Origin of the sequence: Streptomyces sp. NPDC047853 (assembly GCF_043204535.1) — a bacterium.
Taxonomy (GTDB): domain Bacteria; phylum Actinomycetota; class Actinomycetes; order Streptomycetales; family Streptomycetaceae; genus Streptomyces.
The window spans coordinates 479,727-497,730 of record NZ_JBIDCI010000002.1; the positions used below are offsets into that span (position 1 = coordinate 479,727).

Genomic DNA, 18,004 nt, shown 5'->3' on the forward strand with positions numbered 1-18,004 from the left:
TGCATGGGCCCTGTCTCACCCCTGCTCGCCCATATCCCAGCGTTGACCAGTACGTATGGGCCATCTGTGGGCCAGGGTCAGGACTCTTCCCCCTCGTCGAGCGCGCGGGAGATGAGGTCGTTGGAGTGCTGCTGACCGCCCTTTAGGATCTTTGCGTAGAAGCGGTAGAGCACGGCGATGCTGTGGCCGGCGCGTGCGGCGACTTCCGCGGGGTCCACCCCCGATTTGATCCAGAGGGAGACTCCCGCGTGCCGAAGGGAGTACGGCACGGCGGCGAGGTCCGACTTCACCTCACGAGGCGTGAGGACCACCTTTCGCGCTCTTTCCCAGATGTCGCAGTATTCGGTGGACGGGACGCGCCCTCCCCGCGAGGCCCGGAACAGCCGGCCGTCGTCGGCCGTGCCGTAGCGCTCGATGTGTTGACGAAGGAGGTGCACGAGAACGGGCGGAATGGGCACGGTTCGTGTCGCTCCCTGCTTACGTCGCTTGAGCCCCCGCTTCTCGTACGACGTGCCCTCATCCGTCCAGCCGCCGCCGACTTCCGGGCGGCTCTCCCCCAGCAGGAGTTCGCCCCACTCCTGAACGGCGTCGGGCGAGTTAGGCGGCAAGGTGCAGTCGGATTCGGTGAGCGCGACGATTTCACCAGGGCGCATGGCGGCGTAGTAGAGGCATCCGAAGAAGGCATGGAGGTGCTGACCGCGGGGGCCAGAGTCGCGGACTGCCCCAAGCAGGGCTCGCGCCAACCGTGGGCCCGGCACGTACCGGAAGTCGATTTCGTCGTCACTCTCGGGCGGAGTCCAGTCCACTCGCGGCAGAGGATTGGAGGCGAGTAGGCCCTTCTCCTCAACGGTGTAGCGAAGGACGTTGCTCAGCACCATGCGCTTACGTCGGGCGGTGTTTTCCGCGGCTTTCCCACCGTCCAGACGGAGGGAGAGGGCTTCAAGGGCGGGACGGAGGAGGGCGGGGTCCTCCAAGTCCTTGACCTTGATGGAGCGGGCGGCGACCCATTCCAGTGCGGTAAGGATCTCCGCCGGTGGTTCCTCGGCTACGTGGCGCGGGACCCAGGTGCCGTCCGGCCCTCGAACGGCGCGAAATGCCCACTGGTAGAGCGCGTCACGCAGCACTGAGGGGCGGGGTGCCCCCCGCTTGGTCGTGACGAGCGCGGGCGTCACGACCGCGAGGGATTCCGCGATGCTCGCCCGGTGCTTGGCGGCAGCGCGCGGCCACTTCATGAGTACGTACTCCGTCACGTGCTCATACCAGGATGGAGAGGTCAGAGCCATCAACTCACGTGCGGGCAGGCCCGTCTCCTCGTCGAACTGCTGCTGATCCCGCAGGGCCGCCATCAACTCGGCCCGGCGCCCATCTGCCTGCGGCTTCAGCTTGAAACTGCGAGAGTGGGGACGCTCGCCAACCCTCCAGCGCAGTTCCCACGGCTTGGGACGGCCGGCGCGCTTGCGGATGGACCAGATATCGACGTCATACGTGAGCATGTCTCTCCAAACGTGACGAGGGGCCCGCGCTCAGCGCGGGCCCCAGTGAAGCGGTTTGATCTACGCGGCGTGCTGCTCGCAGCGCTCCCACCAGGCATCAAGGTCGGCGCGGCTGATGCGAACTTGGCCGTTGGGGAGCTTGCGGAGCCGGGGGGCTTGGCCGCGGGCTCGCATGCGGTAGAAGGCGGCGCGGCTCATGCCGATCTCTTCGAGGACTTCGGGGAGCTTGAGCATCTGAGGGCGTGCCACAGTCGACTCCTTCGAGGCTCTGGTCATGATGGGCTGGCACCTGTCCGAGGTTCGGATTCCTGCGTCACAGCGTCACCTGCGTCATCCAGGGTCCTGACCTGGGCGAATCCGTGACGCAGCACGGCAGGGGTGCGTCACTGCCGCGTCACCTGCGTCACGGTGGCGTGACGCAGGTGACGCACGATGACGCAGACCGCTCGGCTCTGCGTCACGCTCCTTCAGGCTGGTCAGGGGCCGTTTTCCGTCGCTGGTGACGCAGGTGACGCAGCGTTCCTCTACTTAGGAAAGAGAGGGGGGTGGTGTCTGTTGCCGTGCGCGGCTCAGAGCGCGAAGAAGGAGCCGCTGCGCGGCGCGTCCTTCGGGCGGTGCTACGCACCGAACAGCAAGAAGAGCACCCATCCCCGCGTCGCCCCGGGTGCTCTTCTTGCTGTTGTGCGGTGACCTCGCGTTCAGAACGCGGGTTCCTGTTGCGGGCCGGGTGCCGGCGCGGGTTCGGTGAGTTCGATGTAGCGGGCCTCGCGGGTGCGTCCCCAGTCCACCATCAGGCCGCGGGCGGCGAGGGTGGGCTGAAGGCGCTTGAGCCGGTCGGAGAGGACCTTGCCGGTGGTCGGCCAGCCCTTGGGCAGCGGGCGGCAGTCCTCACCGCTGTAGAGCCGGGTGAGAAGGTACAGCCACTCCGCGGACGTCATCCGCTCCTGCGCCCCGGGCTGCATGCCGGCCGCGTACTGAAGCACGGTCTGCGCGAGCAGGTCGCCCTCGATGACGTCGTCGTTGAGGTCGTCCAGCCCGGCCCGGTAGGCCGCCAGCGCCCCGAGGCCCATCGCCTCGTCGAGCTGTGCGCACAGGTGGGCGAAGTCCGCCATCCGCAGGTCGGTGGGCGTCTCAGCGGTGGCGGCGCGGACCTTGACGGTCAGGTCCAGCAGGGAGCCGAGCATCAGGGGCAGGGCTTCGGCGTACTCCGTCCACAGCTCTGCTTCGGTGCGCCGCACCTTCGGGCGTTCGAGCCGGAGCGGCAGGAGGCGTTCGGCGAGGTCGGGGCGGATGACGCCGACGTCGATGCCGGTCAGGAGCAGGGGGCGGCGATAGCGGGCACGGAAGACGTCCCCGTCGGTGAACAGCGCCCGCTTCACGGACTCGGCTCCGGTGACGATGCAGCACATGGCGTCGGACAGGTCCGGGGTCATGTGGGAGAGGTTGTCCAGCGCCGTGACCCACCCCGCGGCCACGGCCGCGATCAGGTTGTCCTCGTCCTTCGGGGCGCGACGCAGGTCCCCCGTCATGCCCTCGATGAGCCGGATCAGCATCCGCCCGCCAGTGGACTTCCCCGCGCCCTGGGGGCCGGTGAGGAAGGGGGCAGGGACGGGCACGGAGGGCTCCAGGCACCCGACCAGCCAGGCCATGGCCAGGCACTCGGTCTCGGCATTCGCGAAGTTGCACAGCCTGAACAGCGCGTCGATGCCCTTGCCGTTCGTGTCGTTGGCCGGCAGCGGGAGTTCGCCGGTGAGCTGGGTACGCCGCCAGCACACCTCGCTCGGGTCGGGGGTGCGGATGTCCCAGCCGGTGGGGTGGATGCGGACCGACTGGCCGTCGTTGCGGCCCAGGTCCAGCCAGGTGGCCCCGTCCAGGCCGGGGGCGACGCGGATGTGGACGGGCTGGACCTGCTCGGTGAGGGCGAGTGCTTCGATCAAGTCGAGTGCCTCCTTCATCGCGGTGCCGTTGAACGTGCCGAGCCCGTCCTTGAACAGGCCGACCATGAGTTCTTGGCGGTGGCTTCCGGTGGTGCCCTGGGATCGGATCGGGCGGGCCACGGGGTGACCCTTGCGCTGTGCGTAGACGGTGCCGTCGGCGGTGCGGAAGTAGCGGAAGCGCTCTTGGGCGTAGTCCGCGATGACCTTCCGGGCCGGGTTCTTGTCGTCGTCGTCCATGCTCAGAGCCCCAACGTGGTGCGTGCGTTGGTCCACGCATCGGTGCAGTGCCGCGGCGTCTCGCCCTTGGCCTGAGCGGCGGTGAACAGGCGGGCGATGTGGTCCTCGGTGAGGCAGCCGCACCGGCCGTGCGTCGAGAGCACGGCCAGGAAGGTCCGGTACACGGACGTGTGCACGCCGCTGGACGTCTCGGTGATGCGCTGTACGGCCATGGCGATCCCGCGTTCGAGGTAGGCGGGGGAGCGGTGGCGGCATTCCCCGCCCCCGACCGGCGCAGGAACCCGCACGGGTACGGGGGTCGCGGGCTTGGCTGCGGTGAGCGCGCGCACCACGTCCGGCAGCGCGACCAGGGTGCCGGTGCCGGACCCGAGCCAGCGGGCGTAGGCCATTATGGATTTGATGTCCACGCCGGGCCGCACGCCGTTGGCCGACGGCATCGTCCCGAGGTAGAGCCAGTGCTCGCCGCGGGTCGTGGGTACGGTCCGGGTGGCGGGCAGGGTCTCGCGGGCCCACGCGATGGCGTCGGCGTTGTCGCAGTCCACGACCGTCAGGCCGGCGCCGCCCGGGTGGTAGGCGATGGCCGCGGCGCCCTGCCATGCGCTCGCCCATGCCGGCGAGACGATGACGCTGGTGTCGGTGGTGGCGGCGGCCCAGCCGTGGCACGGCTGCGGGCAGGTGCAGGGGCCGGGGGTCTTCATGTGCGGGCGCCCACCACACGAGGTGTACAGGCACGCGGGGCAGTTGGCGAAGGGCACCTTGCCCTTGCGCAGCGGCAGCACGGGCAGCCCCTCGGCCGCGAGCTGGAGGGCGGTGCTCAGGTGGTTGCTCACGCCGTGCACTCGCCGGATGCCAGTGGGTTGGGTCATTCTGGATGTCTCCAGTTCCTTGATGGTGACTGGCTGACAAGGGCGGCCCCGCTTCTTTGGCGAGACGTGGGGGCCGCCCTTGGCGTAGCTACTTCTTCGAAAAGACCTTGAGCGTGATGCCGCCGACGCCGATAGGTCCGGCGGCGCCGGCGATGACGGTGGCGGTCTGGGCGGCAGCGTCGAGCAGCAGGCACAGGCAGGCGACCAGTCCCCAGCAGCCGGCCACGACCGCCCCGGCGATCGCGAACGGGACCAGCAGGCGCCGCCACGGGATGCCGGCCGGGTGGGTGTCGCTGACGACGATGACGACGGGCTGTCCGGTGGCCTGTGCGCGCTGCCAGTCGGCGGCGGGTATGTGCGGGGCGATGTTCCCCGGCGGGTTGCGGTGGTCCATGGCGGGGCTCCTCGGGTGAGCCGCGGGCCCGCACCAGTTGCTGGTGCGGGCCCGCTCGGATGGGTGGTGGTGCTTGTCGCGTGGCTTGTCGTCTTTCTTGTCGCGCGCTTGTCGTCTGGCTTGTCGCTTGTCTTGTCTTGTCGCTTGTCGCCTCGCAGGTCACAAGCCGTTTCCGCGCCCTGAGACCCGGTAGGCGGCATGTCTTCCGGCGGGGGCGACAAGCGACAAGTGATCAGCTCTCGGGTGGCTGTTCTGGGGTGTGCTGGCGGTGGACGTAGCGGGCCTTGGTGCCTTCTCCGACGCGGACGGCGGTGCCGTCCTTGACCCAGTCCCTAAGCCAGCCGACGACTGTCTGACGGGACGTGCCGTGCTCCTCGGAGAGCGCGCGGGCGATCGCGGACGCTCCGGTGCCCTCGCGGCCGGCGGCGAGCAGCAGCGCCAGCGCCGCCTGCTGCGCGGGGCTGTCCTGCTCGCCCCGCAGCGCCGACAAGTTCAACCCGCCCCCGGCCGGCGGCCCGTCATCCTGCCCCGTGCCCTGCGGTTCTGGGGCGGTGCCGAACTGGGCGTCAATCTGCTCGCGGAACTGGCGCAGCATTTCGTCTTCCGGTGAAACGGGCGCCTGCTCGGGACGGTTGAACGCGGACAGCTTCAGGCCCGAGTCGCCTGCGCCGATGGTGCCGGCGTCGTCGGTGGTGGCCTGCTCGCGCATCCACGCGGTGCGGTCGCTGTCCCAGCGTCGGGCGTAGGCGGGCCCGGCGGCCTTGGCGGACACCGGGTCCAGGGTGGGGTGCCGCTCGGAGGTGGCGGCGATGATCTCCCGGATCTGGTTCGGGAGGATCCGCCATGCCTTGAACAGCGCGGCCGGGGACTCCGGGGTGCCCATGAATCCGGCGCCCTTGTGCGGTGCCTGCTCGACGCGCAGCCCGCGGGAGCCGGGGAACATCTTGGACAGGTCCATGCCTTCCTTCTCGCCGCCGGTGAGGGCGACGCGGACCTTGGCTTCCCGGCGGATCATGAGATTGCTCAGCACACTGCCGGTCGCTCCGAGGGCGGTGAGGACGGTGCGGATGCCCATGGCGCGGGCGATCCGGATCACTTCCAGGATCTTGTCCCCGAGCTTGCGCACGTGCCGGTCCGGGCTGGCCAGGATCTCCGCGCCCTCGTCGATGACCAGCATGATCTGGGGAATCTTCGCGCTGATCGGCAGCAGATCCGTGTTCGCGCGGGAGAGAACGTCCTGGTAGCCCATCTTGCGCTGCTTGGCGACGCGCACCGCAGTGTCGAGCATGGTCATGGCCTCGTCGTACGTGCCGGCGAGCCAGTCGATTCCGGGCCGCACCGGCTTGCCGTCCTGCGCCTTGATCTCGCCGTTGAGGGCGGGCAGTACCCAGGGCAGGCCCGCGCTGCCGGCGTTGAGGTCGATGACCCAGGTGAGGATGTCGTCGGCGCGGGCGAATCCGGCGAGGATCGAGTGGACCATGTTGGTCTTGCCCGATCCGGTCGGTCCGACGATGAGCGCGCACTGTTCGCGCAGGTAGGCGAGGATCTGTTCCGCGTTGGTGCGGTAGCCCCAGGGGATGCCGGTGTGGACGGACAGCGGCCCGTAGTCGGACGGGTAGGTGCGTTCCTGTTCCAGCACGTTGACCGTGGTCACGTCGATGATGGCGCGGCCCTGGTGGATGCCGGGGGAGGCGGTGGCGGTGCAGCCGTGCGGCAAGCGCGCGTCCGCGGACAGCCGCGCGGACTCGGCGGCGATCTTGTTCCAGGTGGCGCCGCCGGCGGGGAGTTCGGCGTCGATGGAGTATCCGGCGCCGGTCTCCCACTGCTCGACGCCGACCACGCGCACGGTGATCGAGCAGACCCGCTGGATGCGGTCGACCCACTCGGCGGCGATCGCTCGCCGGTCCGCGGACAGTTCGGCGGCGACTTGGCGCCGTTCGGCGGCGATGGCTTCCTCGTCGCGGGCTTCTTCGAAGAGGGCGGCCGATCGGGCGGCGGCGCCGATGCCGACTCCCATGGTGGCGAGGGAGCCGAGGGCGGCCCAGGTGAGGGGGCCGTGGGTCATGGCCCAGGTGGTCCAGCCGGCGCCGACCAGCCAGGAGGCGGCGCGGGTGGCCAGGGTGCGGCCGGCGTTGCGGACGCGCAGGCCGACGATGGTGTGGCCGAGGGCGCCGGCCGCGCCCACGGCCAGGGCCCAGCCGGGGGGCATGTGGGTGGCGGCGCCGGTGGTGGCGACGGCGAAGGCTCCGGTGGTGGCGGACAGGGCGCCGGTCACGGGTCCGTGACCGGCCGCCCAGTCCAGCACCGGGCCACTGCTCGCCTGCTGCTTTTTGGTGGCGGTGGCGGTGCTGCTCATCTCAGACGTTCCAGCCCTTCTCGGCCTCGGTGCCGTTGCGGGGGTCCTCGTGGCGGGCGATGTCCTGCTCGTGGGCCTGGCGGAACAGCGGGCCCATGTCCTCCGCGACCGCCACGGCGCTCATGACGGCGCCGAAGATGTCGTTGAAGCCGTCCGCGACTTCCTTCTCCAGCGGGAACTCGGAGTCGGAGCGCTCGGCGAGGATCTTCATCACGTTCGCCACCGAGGTGAGGGCGGCGGGCAGGCCCTCGACCATGGCCAGGATCTCCATGGCGTTCTCGGGGTCGTAGGAGTTGGCGGCCTGCTCCATCTCGGCAGCGGCCTCTTCGAACCGGAAACCGGACACGTGCTCTCCCTCGATCGACGGGTCATTCGTGCTGGTAGGAACCTGAGTGGCGGGCCGCTCCACGCCGTCCACGATGCCGTCGGCGCCATCCGCGGTGGCTTCCGCGTCGGCGGCGGCTTCCTGCTCGGCCTGCTCCTGGCGGATCGCGGCGTCACGGTGGGCGCGCTGCTCGGTGGCGGTGCGGACGATGCGCCAGTACAGGCGCCTGCCGGGGTACATCAGCCACGGGATATCGAACTTGCGTCCGATCGGCGTGGTGACCAGCCCGAGCAGACCGAGCGGGAGGGCGAGCAGGGCGGCGAGCAGGCGCCGGCCGTGGAACCGGGCCGCGGACCGGCGCAACGCCGCCCGTGCCGCCCGCCGGGCCGGCGCCTTACGCACCGCAGCCCGCTTCGCTGCGACCGTGCCGGCGGTCTTGGCGTCGCGCTGGGCACGGTTCTTGGCGACCACCGCATCCCGCGCAGCACGGGCCTTACGGGTGGCACTGCCGAGCATCCGGCCGGCCATTCCGCCGCGCCGTCCGGCGCGGGAGGTGATCCCCCCGGTGCCGCCGTTGCGGGTCTTGGCGTTGCGGCGGGCGTCCGCGACCGCGCGGCGCGCCGCCGTGGTCTGCGCCCGCTGCCCGGCTCGGGAGCCGGGAGCGGCCTGCTGCGCGGACCGGCGCAGGGCCTTGACCTGCCCCGCTTTGCCCGCAGCCTTCCCGACGGCGCCGGGCGCATGCTTGGCCGTGCCCTTGCCGGTGCTGCTGCGGGGCTTCCCGGCCGTGCCGGTTGCCGTGCTGCCCTGACGGGCGGTCGTGCCCGCGCCGCGGCGGTGCTGGCCGGGCCCCTTGCCCAACTTGCCACCGGATCGACCGCCACGGGTGCCGGCGGTGCCTGCTCCGCCGTGGCGCAGGCTCGCGCTGCGGGCGGCGGACCGTCCGGCGGTGCGGGCGGCGGACCGTCCGGCGGTGCGGGCGGCGGACCGTCCGGCGGTGCGGGCGGCGGTGCGGCGGGCTTCCTTGCGGGGGCTGGTCTTGCGGCTGCGGGTGCCGGCCACGGTGCCGAGGACGACGGCGCCGGTCGCGGCCACCGCGGCGGCGATCGGGCCGCCGGCCAGGGCGGCGGTGGCGACCATGCCCACGGTGCTGTTCGCCCCGGCCAGGGCGAGCGGGACGACCGGCCAGCCGCCGGGCGTGTGCTCGGGCCCCGTCTCGGCCGGAACCTGCTCGACTGCTGCGGGTGCGGGCGGCGGGGGCGGTGCGGGAGCCGGGATGGCTACCGGCTCGGTGCTGACTTCCGTCATGCTGAGAGCACTCCTTCGCGGGAGTAGGGCCCGGCCAGGGCTGTAGGAGGCGATCTGGCCGGGCCTGCCAACAGGGCTTATGCGGCGCGGTGTTTCTGGGGGAAGGCACACGGGGTGCACATGCCGAGCGAGGGCGGGATCACGTATCCGGCATCCCGCCGGCACTTCGGGCAGAAGCGGCGGGCGGCGTTCGCCTTGGCCAGCGCTGCCCGCTTAGCGGGGGTCATCGGCCGGACGGGCTTGGCCTGCTCGACGAGGTAGAGGTAGGCGACCAGCGGTTCACGCCGTCGGCGCGGGCGCTCGACCTGCGCGGCCACGTCCTGCCCGCCGGGCCGCAGCCCGAGCGCGCGCAGCTGACGGCGCGTGGCCAGACCGTCCGGGGCGAGCCGCCACCGGTAGACCGGGACGGTGCCCATCACTGGCTCGCGATGGCCAGCGACGCGCCGTCCGCGCTCGGGTCGCGGTGTTCGGCGTAGCGGGTGGACACCCAACCGACCGACCAGCCGCACAGCTCCGCCGCGGAGCGCACGGACAGCCCGGCGCCGAACGCGGCGGCCACGATCTGGCGGGCGTCGTCCTCGGGAAGCTTGCCGTTGGCCGGGCCGCGGGCCAGCAGGGCGGCGCGTTCACGCTCGGCCCGCTCCTCGCGCTCCCGGTGTTCACGGCGTTCACGCGCTTCGCGTTCGGCGCGTTCGCGGGCCAGGCGTGCGGTGGCTTCCCGCTCGGCCCGTTCACGCTCCTGTTCACGCTGTTCACGCTCGCGTTCACGGCGTTCACGCTCGGCCCGCTCGGCAGCCTCCGCACGCTCCCGGGCTTCCCGCTCCTCGCGGCGCTGCCGCTCCTCCCGCTCGGCCTGCTCGCGGGCCAGCGCGGCCTCGTGTTCACGCTGTTCACGGGCCAACTGGGCGGCGTGTTCGCGCTCCTCGCGGGCCTCCGCGCAGGCCTGTGCGGCGCGCTCGCGGGCCGCCTGCTCGCGCCGCTCCCGCTCTGCCTGCTGTTCGGCTTCCAGCGCGGCCACCGCGCGGGCGATGGCCCGCCGGTAAGCAAGGCTGGTCTCCGCCGTGACGATCAGTAGGAGCGGCGCCACGGAGTGGACGGCCACGCCGACCAGGTCTTTCTTCAGTGCGGAGTCGGCGGTGTTGAGGGCGAGCGTCATCAGCCCGGTCATCCACCGCAGCACGACGGGCCAGCGTCCGCCATGCCCGCCCAGGCGGGCCAGTACGTCATCGAGCTTGACCACGATGACGACCGCGGCGTCCACCACGAGGGGCAGGATCGGTGCCGTCCAGTCCCACTGCTCGGCCGTGTGCGCGGCCATCAGCGGGGTCACGGTGAGGATGGAGTAGAGCATCGCTCCACAGACGATGAGCCACGTGCCGCCGGACAGGGCGCGCTCTGCTGAACGGGTCTGAACACTGTTCACGCCGCACCCCCCACCGGCTCCGGAGCGGGCATGAACGCGCGCCGGTAGCCCTTGCAGCCGGCGTCGTAGATGAACGCTGCGATGCACCACGTGGACGCGGACGCCGGGCGTTCACCGCAGGGGACCCACGCGGTGCCGGTGGGCACGCCGTGGGTGGCCGTGTCGGCCAACGCGTCCTCGCGGGTGGCGTAGACGGTGTGCGGCTCGCCGTAGTGCATCAGCACCGTCAGCGACCGCCCCACCAACACCCCCGACTCCAGCACCTCACGCAGCCGGCGGATCTCGATGTCCTTCCGCAGCAGCTCCTGCTGCGCCTCGGACAGCTCCGCCACCGCGCCGGCAAGCAGGACGCCCACCTCGGAGGTGGTGGCCTCTGCCCGTTCTGCGCGGTCGGTGACGGCGTACAGCTCCCGCACGTGGCTTCCCCACGCGGCATCCGCCTGCGCCTGTACGTCTCGCGCACGGTCGCGGGCCTGGTCGGCTTCCTGCTCCAGCCGGGCCAGTCGGCCGGCGGTGACGATGCGGATCACGCCGCCTCCCCGCAGCCGGCACGGTTGGCCAGCGCGACGCGCGTGGCCAGGGCCTTGCGGCGGGCCCGGCGGGTACGGCGGGCGTCCAGCTCGGCCGGCCGGGTCTCCAGCGCGGCAATCTCCGCGTCGACCAGGTCGACGTCCGCGAGGATCGCGGGCATCTCCCGCTCGATCGCGTCCAGCTCCGCGTCCGTCGGCTCCATCCACTCCGCGAACGCGGTAACAGCTTCCTGAACAGTGACGATGGGGTTCATGGGTCGTGGTTCCTTCCAGAGAGGAACGGCCCGAACAGCGGCCCCGGGTCTAGCCACCCGGGGCCGCGCGCCGTTGAAGTCGGTTGATCCGGCTCCCCTCAGCACTGCTCGTACGAGACGAGCAGTGGAGGCAACCGGCCGCCGCGAAGGATGCGGCGGAGAGGTTGAGGTTCGAGATGCGGCAAGAGCCGCAGACGCCAGACCCGCCCCGAAGAGCAGATCCGGGCAGGTCACCCGGCCCGACATGGCCGCCGGGATGGTGACCCGCACCCATCGACCGCACGTGTTCATGCGGCTGGGCCGGCACTCTGTTGAGTTCTCCACAGCGCTTGATCCGGGCCGTGCATCCGGGCGCTGTTCACGAAGGTCAAGCTGTCCGAGCGAAGCGACCTAGGTCGCTTGTCGATGGAAAGAAAGCTACCTAGGTCGCTTTTGGTCGTCAAGTGGTCCCGCGGCCTGAATGGAAACGACCTAGGTCAAGTACGCTTTCGGAGTGGACTCACAGCCGAAGAGGAAGCTCAACGCCCGCGAGATCGCAGCGAGGATCAGAGACGAAATCGCCGCCGGGACGTTCGGTCCCGGTGACCGGCTTCCCGGTGCTCGGGCCTACGCCAAGAAGCTCGGCGTAGCCCTGATGACCGTGCAGAACGCCTACACGCAGCTCCAGGAAGAGGGGCTGGTGGAAGGCCGCACGGGCAGCGGCACTTACGTTCGTGACCCTGCCTCTGGCGAGCAGGCGCCCCGCGAGGCTGCCCGGCGCCTGACCGAGTTGCAAGCTGAGGTCGCGCGTGTCTCGACCGAGCTTTCCGGCCTTGTCGAGCGCGTCAAGCAGCTTGAGGCCGTCGTGGGCACCCCTGAGGGGGAGCCCGGCGCCTAGCGTCTCTCGCGGTTCGTTCGTCTTCATGCCTTAAGCGTGTCCCGACAAACGCTCCGGGAGTACGTACTCCCCCTGCCCCTGCACCGAACTAATCCGAACTTTGGTCGAGCGGCGGGGTGTTGGCGCAGCGTCAGGGGCTGCAAGACTGGCCGCATGGCTGAACTCAACGGCAAGCCCGTCACTCTGGACGAACTCGAAGCTCTCGCCCTCACGAACTACGGACACTTCACGTCCATGCGTATGGAGGACGGCACGATCCGCGGCCTGTCGCTCCACATGGACCGCTTGGTGCGAGACTGCCGACTCGTCTTCGGTGTCGAGCTGGACCGCGAGCGAACCCTGAAGTACATCCGCAAGGCGGTTGAGGGCGTTGAGGGCGTTGCAGGGCTCCGAGTCACGATCTATGACCCTGCGATCGACATGGGCCGTCCGAGCGACGCCAAGGACCCTCACGTCCTGGTGAACTTGCGGCCGGCGGGCGCTATGCCGCCGCCTCCGCTCGCGGCCAAGTCCTTCACCTTCACCCGCGACAGCGCGGCCGTGAAGCACATCGGACTCCACTCGCAACTCCGGATTCGCCGGGAGGCTCAGCTTGCCGGATTCGATGACGCGGTGTTCATCGAACCGGACGGCCGTGTCTCAGAGGGCGGCACCTGGAATCTCGGATTCGTCGACCAGGACGGCACGGTCATTTGGCCGGACGCTCCCGTTCTACCCGGCACGACGATGCTTCTGCTCCAGAGCCTTGATGCTCCCAAGCAGATCACGGCCCCGGTACAGCTTGCCGACGTTCCGAACATGGCGGCGGCTTTTGCCACGAACACCACGATTGGTGTGCGCTCGTTGAGCGCTCTTGATGACGTTCAGTTCTCCCAGGACCACCCCGTGCTCGCCGCACTGCGTGAGGGGTACGCCGGAATTCCCGGCGACCGCCTGTAACGCGTGCTCACCGCCCTTGCCAGGGGTGCGTTCCACGACAGAGGTAGCCCATGCCACTCGTTACGAAATGGACCGGACGTGAAGTTAGGGCGCTGCGTGAAGCCGTACGGATGAGCCTAATGGAGTTCGCCGAGAGACTCGGAGTGTCCGACCGGATCGTGTCGCGGTGGGAAGCTGACGGCGAGCGAGCCACCCTGCGCATGGTGAACCAGGCGGCGTTGGACACCTTGCTAGCCAAAGCCGACCAGGACGCCCAGGGACGCTTCGTCGGCATCCTCGCGGCGGATGACATACCCACCCAAGCGGTCATCGAGCCCGACGAAGACCAGACGAGCAGTGGCGAGTACGTGAAGCATCCCGGAGACGGAAAGCTTATGGCGCGCGTGCCCGAAGGGATCTTCTTATCTGGAGAGAATGATGATCCGGTGTGGGTGGACGAATTCCATATCGACACCTTCCCGACCACTAACGCCGACTACGCGCGCTTCTGTGCGGCCACTCGGCACCCCGTGCCCGAGCACTGGGAGAACGGTCGTTGTCCGCGCGAGCTGTACGACCACCCCGTTGTTCACGTGACATGGCGAGACGCGAATGCCTACGCGACGTGGGCGGGGAAGTCGCTGCCCACGGCAGAGCAGTGGGAGAAGGCGGCGCGCGGAACCTCCGGCCGCACCTTCCCCTGGGGTGACCAGAAGACTGCCGCGAAGTGCAACGTCAGAGAGACCGGAGTGGAGCGTACGACCTCCGTGTCGCGGTACCACAGCGGTGTCTCGCCTTACGGGGTCTACGACATGGTGGGCAACGTGTGGGAGTGGCTTGCTACTCCGACCAAGCCAGGACGGTATGAACTTCGGGGGAGCGCCTTCACGAGCCCTCTGTTCCGGGGAGTGCCGGCCGTTCCCAACGACGCTGACGACATGATGCATGACGACGACACAGGCTTCCGCTGTGTGGCGACAGCTCAACAGATGGCGCCGCACATCAGGTGACCTCTGGGGCTTCTCGTGGCGGGCCATCTTCTGATGATGCCCGAACGTCGGCACGGTGGGGACCTGAGACCTCCGTGCCGACGTCACTTCTCTGCTGACCAACTAACAGTCGCGAAGCAAACCATGAAAGATGGCGGACGCACGCTTCCGCTATCTAACAACTCGCAGGTGGCCCGTTATTGCAGGGCTCTTTTGGCCTCCGCCAGGGACGGCCGCCATGGCTAGTCCGAAGACCAGCGCATCAAGGTCTTGCTCGCTTTCCTGAAGCTGGTCCGCGATCGTGCGAGACGTCCAGCCATCTTCTCTGGCTAGCTTGAACAAATCGGTAAGGAACTTCGAAGGCTCTGGCTGCATTCCGTCTGGTTCAGCAGCGCGAAACCCTCTCTCGGACAACTCGATGAGCCACTGCCTTCTGTTCCACTCCGAAATGAACTCCAGCCTGTACAGGCGCTCAACCATGGCAAGGGCTGAAACTTTCCAGTACTTCTTCAGCTTGAATACATCATCCAGGCGGAGCTTTCCTACTACTTGAGCGTATAGGCCGTCGGCTGGTACCAAAAAGCTCGCGGCGAAGTCGTGAGCTTCCTGCTCGATCTGCCTTGAGAGGTTCATGTTGGCAGCTTCGTGTAGTACCAGGTGGCCTAGTTCGTGCGCCAGGTCGAATCTCGTCCGCTCAGCCGTTTTGCTCGTGTTTAGGAATACAAAGGGTCGACCTTCGTATTTGAAGGAGAAGGCATCGATTTCTCGATCCGCCGCAGGGAGTGAGAACACGCGTACTCCCCTGCGTTCGAGGAGGGCCAGCATGCTTTTAATGGGTTTCTGGTGCAGCCCCCAGGTGGACCGAAGTTGCTCGGCTACCATCGCCGGGGGAACATCGGATGGGTCAGCAATATCGGGTAGGTCGGTGATCGGCGTGCCGTAATGCTTGTCAATCCATCCGCTCAGCTCGATTGCCATAGAGCTGACCGCAAGCACCCTCCGAAGTTGCCGAGCTGTCATGGACGACAGAGCCCGAAAGGTGACCCACTCCTCCTTCACTTGTGGTGGGTCATCGGAGAAAAAATAGGACTGCGGAAGGGACAAGGCTCGCGCAATTTGGTCTGCCGGAGGTGAATCCACCTGTCCGGCTTCCCAGGCCGTAACTGTGCGCCGCGAAACGTCGCACAGTTCAGCGAGCCCCTGTTTTGTAAGTCCTCTGCGCTCTCTCGCCGATGTCAGCCTTGCAGGATTAAATGACGGTCCTTCATTACGAAGTAGCCCTGAATACCATTGATTCTCCGTCATCGTCGTCATCCTCGTCTGACTCTATAGGTGCTACCGCTCCCGATGAAGGGATCGGCGGGATGAGGATGCGCTCCACCCATTCGCCAACTAGGCCGTCTCCAATGTCTCGTGCGAGCGAGACCTCCAACCGAATCTCGTCTTCGTCGGCGTGGACGACCAGGAACCAGGTTGAGCAGTCCTCGTCGGGAGTTAGGTCGGCATCCTGTGTCGGTACAGAGCGGACTCCCTCGATCTCCCCCCAGAGTGTTGGCTGAACGAATTCAGCGTTCCTCTCAACTCGCTCTCTGGTCTTAGGGCCCCTCTTCCTGGTGAGCTTCGGGTGGCGCTTACCTCGTGTACCAGTGTATTTGTCGCCCGCTACGACGGCAAAGGCCAGGCGCTTCTCCTCGGAGTAGACGGTTTCGTAGTTTCCCGTCCGGCCTATGCGCCAGCCCTGCTGCAACTTCTTCAGTTGTCGACGGAGTCCTGCGAGCGTTTCTGCCCACATGGCCACACCCGCGTACGTACGCGGATACCACGGCTGATCGACCCGTTTCCGGGCGTTGTCGCCAAATGTGACACTCTCCCGAAAATGCTCGGCGGAGAGCCCCCACTGGCGGAGACGGGCGTCCGCCTCGTCGGGGGGAGTGATCTTGGTGGAGCTGTCAGGCGGTTGCGCAGGGTGCTTCAGCATCGAGCCTCCGTGATCGACTTCCCCAAATGGTACCTCAAATGAGGTCCAAAAAGGGGAAGCCCCATCTGGTGGTCGCCGGCGCAGTGCACGTAACCCGTGTGTCCTGACAGGGTCGTTGTGGGCCATGTGTGGGCCTGGGGCGGCGGCGTCGGCCGTGCTTCCGGTCGTTGGCGCAGGTCAGCGGCCATCGAGACGTTGGCGCGGGAACGCTCTTGAAAACCGTCGTGGCAGCGATGTCACCGTGGGTTCAAATCCCACACCCACCGCAGTGCTACGGCCCCTGACCAGGCTTTACGGTCGGGGGCCGTTGGCGTGTGCGCTGCCCGCCGTGCACCGCCGTTCCCCGCGGTTTCCCGGCCGATCGGGCACGGAAGGGGCACGGCTGGGGGGCATGACCTGAAGGCCCCTGCTGCCTGGTCGCCAAGGCCGTCTCGCGTCTGGATCATCGGACTCTGGCCCTGTGCTGTAATCCTCCGAACGACCTCGAGCTGGGCCGAGGAGATACGGGGGACGGGGCATGGCTGCTCGGATTCGGCGTGCTGCCGGGATGTGTCTGCTGGCGGCGATCCTGCCGCTGTCTGGTTGCGATGACACGGACGGCATAGACACTAAGGATCGGGCAGCTGCGATAGAGGCTGCCCGATCGTTCGAACAAGCCTTTGTGGATCGAGATTTTGAGGCCGCCTGCGAAGCCGGGACCAAGCGCCTGTTGCACAGCCTGGGGGCAGACACCGTAGCCGAGTGCATCGAGATCTACGATGTGCCCCCGCTTCGTACTTACTCGTACGTCAGGGTGAGTATTGGTGAGGCACTTGAGGTTCCATCGTTCGGCCGCCACCCTGCCGGAATCGGACTGCGGGCGACCATAGAGCGAGGTCAGCCGGACCCCTTCAGCTCTCACACCGCGCTGCGGCTGGTTCCTGGGGACAGGGGCACGTGGCTCGTCGATCAGGCAGCCCACCTCATCGCCGTCGAGGACAGCGACGCCGAGGGCACGGATGCTGAGCGCCGCACGTTGGCTGACCGTACGGACGCCGAGGCCGTGCGAGCCGCACTTCAGCGCGAGTGACTTACGCCCGGCTGATCAGAATCTCGTACACGATCTCGCAGTGCGCGGCGGACAACACGATGTCCGCCGTCCCGACGGGCCGTCCCTGGCCGCTGTAGTACGTCCGCCGGATCCGCGTGACGAGCGCGGCCTTCTGAATCCCGAGTAGCGAGGCCTCCTCGGCGGTCGCCTGTCTGGGCTCGGGCTGCTCCACGGCATGGCTCACGGTGATGCCGATGGCGGCCATCCGATTCAGGACGCTTGCCCCGGCGTGCGGTCCTCCCTCGGGGAGGACGACGAGAGTGCTGGCGGTGAGGTCTCGTATGGCTCCCAACTGGTCGACAGTTGCACTTTGAGGTCACCAAATAGGGATGCCTGAATGGAGCTTTCCGAGATAAATCTTGTTAGCCACTTTGCAACGCCAACGGGGAGCGCGTGGTGGCCAGAGGGCCACACAGAACACACTCTCCCAGTTGGATTAATTCGTCATGTGCCACGGGGGTCAACGCCAGGAAAGCTAAACAATCTCCATCGGGCCAACGCACGTCAACCTCAACCGAATAGATCGATAGGCTTATCGGCCATCCATCTGGTTCTCGTCGACCGCCGGCACTGTTACGTCACCGCCGCTTGCGGCCAAAGCGGTGCCTGTTCTTACTCTTCCTGCCAGTCAGCTGTTGAGCCTCATATTCCCTTCCCGTCGATATCAGTGCAGCGGCGAGATTGCGAGTGACGCGCGCTGTGTCAGGATGGTTCGCACCGAGCACACGCTGGGAGCGGACGAATACGTCCTTCAAAAGGTCGACCGCCTCCGAGCGGCGGTTGAGAGTCCTCAGGGTGATGGCGAGGTTATTGGCGGACGTGAGGGTGTCGGGATGGTCCTCGCCTAGTATTCGGCGGCGGCGGGCGAGGGTATCTTCCTGTATCTGGCGTGCCTCTGCATGCTGCCCGAAGCCGCCCAAAATGCTGGCGAGGCCGTTGGCGGACGTGAGGGTGTCGGGATGGTCCTCGCCTAGTATTCGGCGGCGGCGGGCGAGGGTATCTTCCTGTATCTGGCGTGCCTCTGCATGCTGC

18 protein-coding genes and 2 pseudogenes are annotated in these 18,004 nt (G+C 68.1%); 4 read left to right on the forward strand and 16 right to left on the reverse strand.

Annotation, left to right across the window (positions count from 1 at the left end; all coding sequences use genetic code 11):
* Positions 1 to 77 precede the first annotated feature (77 nt).
* From ACGF5T_RS06155 to ACGF5T_RS06205, 11 genes are all read right to left on the reverse strand, one after another.
* Positions 78 to 1,493 carry a tyrosine-type recombinase/integrase gene (locus tag ACGF5T_RS06155; protein WP_366768358.1) on the reverse strand — a complete coding sequence of 472 codons (1,416 nt, stop codon included), beginning with the start codon at positions 1,491 to 1,493 and terminating at the stop codon, positions 78 to 80.
* Positions 1,494 to 1,553: 60 nt separating this feature from the next.
* Positions 1,554 to 1,742 carry a helix-turn-helix domain-containing protein gene (locus tag ACGF5T_RS06160; RefSeq protein WP_366768359.1) on the reverse strand — a complete coding sequence of 63 codons (189 nt, stop codon included), beginning with the start codon at positions 1,740 to 1,742 and terminating at the stop codon, positions 1,554 to 1,556.
* Positions 1,743 to 2,191: 449 nt separating this feature from the next.
* Entirely contained in the window at positions 2,192 to 3,667 is a 1,476-nt protein-coding gene (locus ACGF5T_RS06165) for an ATP-binding protein (protein WP_366768360.1), read from the reverse strand.
* 2 nt (positions 3,668 to 3,669) lie between these two features.
* Complete coding sequence (locus tag ACGF5T_RS06170; RefSeq protein WP_366768361.1) at positions 3,670 to 4,533, reverse strand: bifunctional DNA primase/polymerase; 864 nt, start codon at positions 4,531 to 4,533, stop codon at positions 3,670 to 3,672.
* An 88-nt stretch (positions 4,534 to 4,621) separates the two neighbouring features.
* Entirely contained in the window at positions 4,622 to 4,927 is a 306-nt protein-coding gene (locus tag ACGF5T_RS06175) for a hypothetical protein (RefSeq protein ID WP_392887044.1), read from the reverse strand.
* Positions 4,928 to 5,159: 232 nt separating this feature from the next.
* On the reverse strand, positions 5,160 to 7,283 hold the full coding sequence (locus tag ACGF5T_RS06180) for a hypothetical protein (RefSeq protein ID WP_366767679.1): 2,124 nt from the start codon (positions 7,281 to 7,283) through the stop codon (positions 5,160 to 5,162).
* Between the two features lies 1 nt (position 7,284).
* Entirely contained in the window at positions 7,285 to 8,913 is a 1,629-nt protein-coding gene (locus ACGF5T_RS06185; RefSeq protein ID WP_366767678.1) for a hypothetical protein, read from the reverse strand.
* A 77-nt stretch (positions 8,914 to 8,990) separates the two neighbouring features.
* Positions 8,991 to 9,329 carry an RRQRL motif-containing zinc-binding protein gene (locus tag ACGF5T_RS06190; protein ID WP_366767682.1) on the reverse strand — a complete coding sequence of 113 codons (339 nt, stop codon included), beginning with the start codon at positions 9,327 to 9,329 and terminating at the stop codon, positions 8,991 to 8,993.
* Complete coding sequence (locus tag ACGF5T_RS06195; RefSeq protein WP_366767677.1) at positions 9,329 to 10,336, reverse strand: DUF2637 domain-containing protein; 1,008 nt, start codon at positions 10,334 to 10,336, stop codon at positions 9,329 to 9,331. Before ACGF5T_RS06195 ends, ACGF5T_RS06190 begins: the two co-directional genes overlap by 1 nt.
* Positions 10,333 to 10,866, reverse strand: coding sequence for a hypothetical protein (locus tag ACGF5T_RS06200; RefSeq protein ID WP_366767676.1), 534 nt, complete (start codon positions 10,864 to 10,866; stop codon positions 10,333 to 10,335). Before ACGF5T_RS06200 ends, ACGF5T_RS06195 begins: the two co-directional genes overlap by 4 nt.
* On the reverse strand, positions 10,863 to 11,120 hold the full coding sequence (locus ACGF5T_RS06205) for a DUF6284 family protein (protein WP_366767675.1): 258 nt from the start codon (positions 11,118 to 11,120) through the stop codon (positions 10,863 to 10,865). Before ACGF5T_RS06205 ends, ACGF5T_RS06200 begins: the two co-directional genes overlap by 4 nt.
* Before the next feature lie 493 nt (positions 11,121 to 11,613).
* Between ACGF5T_RS06205 and ACGF5T_RS06210 the strand changes: the two genes are divergently transcribed.
* The 3 genes from ACGF5T_RS06210 to ACGF5T_RS06220 all read left to right on the forward strand — a co-directional run bounded on the left by ACGF5T_RS06210 (position 11,614) and on the right by ACGF5T_RS06220 (position 13,925).
* Positions 11,614 to 11,997, forward strand: coding sequence for a GntR family transcriptional regulator (locus ACGF5T_RS06210; RefSeq protein ID WP_366767674.1), 384 nt, complete (start codon positions 11,614 to 11,616; stop codon positions 11,995 to 11,997).
* 153 nt (positions 11,998 to 12,150) lie between these two features.
* On the forward strand, positions 12,151 to 12,936 hold the full coding sequence (locus ACGF5T_RS06215; RefSeq protein ID WP_366767673.1) for an aminotransferase class IV family protein: 786 nt from the start codon (positions 12,151 to 12,153) through the stop codon (positions 12,934 to 12,936).
* Positions 12,937 to 12,986: 50 nt separating this feature from the next.
* Positions 12,987 to 13,925: an SUMF1/EgtB/PvdO family nonheme iron enzyme gene (locus ACGF5T_RS06220; RefSeq protein WP_366767672.1), complete on the forward strand. Its 939-nt coding sequence runs from the start codon at positions 12,987 to 12,989 to the stop codon at positions 13,923 to 13,925.
* Positions 13,926 to 14,075: 150 nt separating this feature from the next.
* Here the strand turns inward: ACGF5T_RS06220 and ACGF5T_RS06225 are convergent, their stop codons facing one another.
* The 3 genes and pseudogenes from ACGF5T_RS06225 to ACGF5T_RS06235 form a co-directional block, all read right to left on the reverse strand.
* Positions 14,076 to 14,882 (reverse strand): ImmA/IrrE family metallo-endopeptidase, encoded by an 807-nt coding sequence (locus ACGF5T_RS06225; RefSeq protein ID WP_366767681.1) that lies wholly within the window; start codon positions 14,880 to 14,882, stop codon positions 14,076 to 14,078.
* A 132-nt stretch (positions 14,883 to 15,014) separates the two neighbouring features.
* Positions 15,015 to 15,218: pseudogene (locus ACGF5T_RS06230) on the reverse strand (helix-turn-helix domain-containing protein); the annotation flags it as partial.
* Complete coding sequence (locus ACGF5T_RS06235) at positions 15,172 to 15,882, reverse strand: hypothetical protein (RefSeq protein WP_366767671.1); 711 nt, start codon at positions 15,880 to 15,882, stop codon at positions 15,172 to 15,174. The pseudogene ACGF5T_RS06230 and the gene ACGF5T_RS06235, both read right to left, overlap by 47 nt.
* A gap of 517 nt (positions 15,883 to 16,399) precedes the next feature.
* Here ACGF5T_RS06235 and ACGF5T_RS06240 point away from each other — a divergent pair.
* Positions 16,400 to 16,951 carry a hypothetical protein gene (locus ACGF5T_RS06240; protein ID WP_366767670.1) on the forward strand — a complete coding sequence of 184 codons (552 nt, stop codon included), beginning with the start codon at positions 16,400 to 16,402 and terminating at the stop codon, positions 16,949 to 16,951.
* A 1-nt stretch (position 16,952) separates the two neighbouring features.
* Here ACGF5T_RS06240 and ACGF5T_RS06245 read toward each other — a convergent pair.
* Both ACGF5T_RS06245 and ACGF5T_RS06250 read right to left on the reverse strand, forming a co-directional pair.
* Positions 16,953 to 17,281, reverse strand: a pseudogene (locus tag ACGF5T_RS06245) (UTRA domain-containing protein); the annotation flags it as partial.
* A 269-nt stretch (positions 17,282 to 17,550) separates the two neighbouring features.
* On the reverse strand, positions 17,551 to 18,004 hold a 454-nt coding region (locus ACGF5T_RS06250), incomplete at its 5' end, for a tetratricopeptide repeat protein (RefSeq protein ID WP_392887050.1).